Raw genomic sequence first — 1,439 nt, 5'->3', positions numbered from 1 at the left:
GCCAGCAGCGCCCAGGCATCGTGCGGGCGCATCCGCGGCGCGTCGTAGAGGCAGCCGTCCAGGAATCTCTGGACCGGCTTCGGTTTGTTCTCGATCAGCCGTCCCATCAGGACGGTCGCCATGTAGATGTCGGTGGCCGCCGTGACGTGCGGGATCTCCGGCGGGTAGTCGGCGCGGTGCTCGGCGACCAGCGCGGGGATGCGATTGCCGGTTCGCACCGCGTAGCACCAGTCGACGAGCACCACGCCGTGCTCGGTGGGATGGATCAGCACGTGGGCGGGCAGGACCGCGCCGTGCACGAGGCCGGCTCGATGCGCCCAGCCGAGCGCCACCAGCAGCCGCCGCCAGATCCACGCCGCGTCGCGCGGATCGATCCCGCCGGGCCGCCGCCGCAACACTTCCGCGAGGGTCAGGAATCCGTGCAGCCGCTGGAGTTTGTTGACGACGCGCCCGTCCCTGCGCGTGACGGACTCGATCAGGCGCGGCGCATAGGCACGATGCCGCGGATCACCGTCGGTCCACAGTGTTCTGAGGGCGGCCGCTTCCGCTTCCATCAGGTCGTTGTCGGCGTGACTGCGCGGCACTTTCAGCAGCCCGCCGTCGACCGCGTGCAGATCCGCGATGTCGCCGGCCGCCACGGCCGTCGTGGCGCGATTCGCCCACAGGGCGGAGAGCTTGGCGAAGGCCTGCGTCGCGGTCGCGCCCAGCGCCGCGGGTGCGGCATCCGGATGCACGATCTTCGAAAGCTTCCGGTACGCGTCAGCGGGGTCCACAAAAGCAGCACCCGCGTGACCGTTCGAGAGCTCCGCGAAGACGTCCGCTTCCTCGATCGCCCGGACCGCCTCGGCGAAGTTCATCGCACACCCTCCTCCCGGGCCGGTCGCAGCAGCGCCGGATGCAGCAGACGCGCGTCGCCGGCCCGGTACAACCGCGCCCGGGGCCCGCCCCGCTCTCCGCCACGCGCCGCGGTCTCGCCGGTGCTCTCCACGAAGCCGGGCACCGACAGGACCTTGCGGTGGAAGTTGCCGGCATGTAGGTCCTCGCCCCAGACCGCGGCGTAGACCGCCCGCAGCTCGGAGATGGTGAACTCGCTGCCGACGAACGCGGTGGCCAGCGGCGTGTACTCGAGCTTCGAGCGGGCACGGTCGAGACCGTCGGCCAGGATCGCCGCGTGGTCGAAGGCCAGCTCGCCGGCCTCGTCGACGGGCTGCCAGAACGCGCCGGCGGCGTCCGATCCCGCCCCCGGGGCGGGGAGGCTCGGCGCGAAGGCGAGATACGCAACCGAGACGACGCGCATCCGCGGGTCGCGCCCCGGGTCGCCGTAGGTGCGCAGCTGCTCGAGGTGTACCTGCTCGAGGACGTCCTCGCCGGGTCGCAGCCCGGTCTCCTCGGCGAGCTCGCGCAGCGCGGCGTCGTCGAGAGTCTCGTCCCGCACGAAG

The 1,439-nt window shown here is 72.0% G+C and carries 2 protein-coding genes; both read right to left on the bottom strand.

Annotated features, from left to right (window positions below):
• On the bottom strand, positions 1 to 857 hold an 857-nt coding region (locus AB0M20_RS43320; RefSeq protein ID WP_364307306.1), incomplete at its 3' end, for a molecular chaperone DnaJ.
• The coding region (locus AB0M20_RS43315; RefSeq protein WP_364307305.1) for an NUDIX domain-containing protein at positions 854 to 1,439 on the bottom strand (586 nt) is incomplete at its 5' end. The genes AB0M20_RS43320 and AB0M20_RS43315, both read right to left, overlap by 4 nt.

Source organism: Actinoplanes sp. NPDC051633 (genome assembly GCF_040681735.1).
Classification (GTDB): Bacteria; Actinomycetota; Actinomycetes; order Mycobacteriales; family Micromonosporaceae; genus Actinoplanes.
The sequence above is the reverse complement of the archived record's forward strand: the minus strand, read 5'-3'. Positions and strand labels throughout refer to the sequence as shown.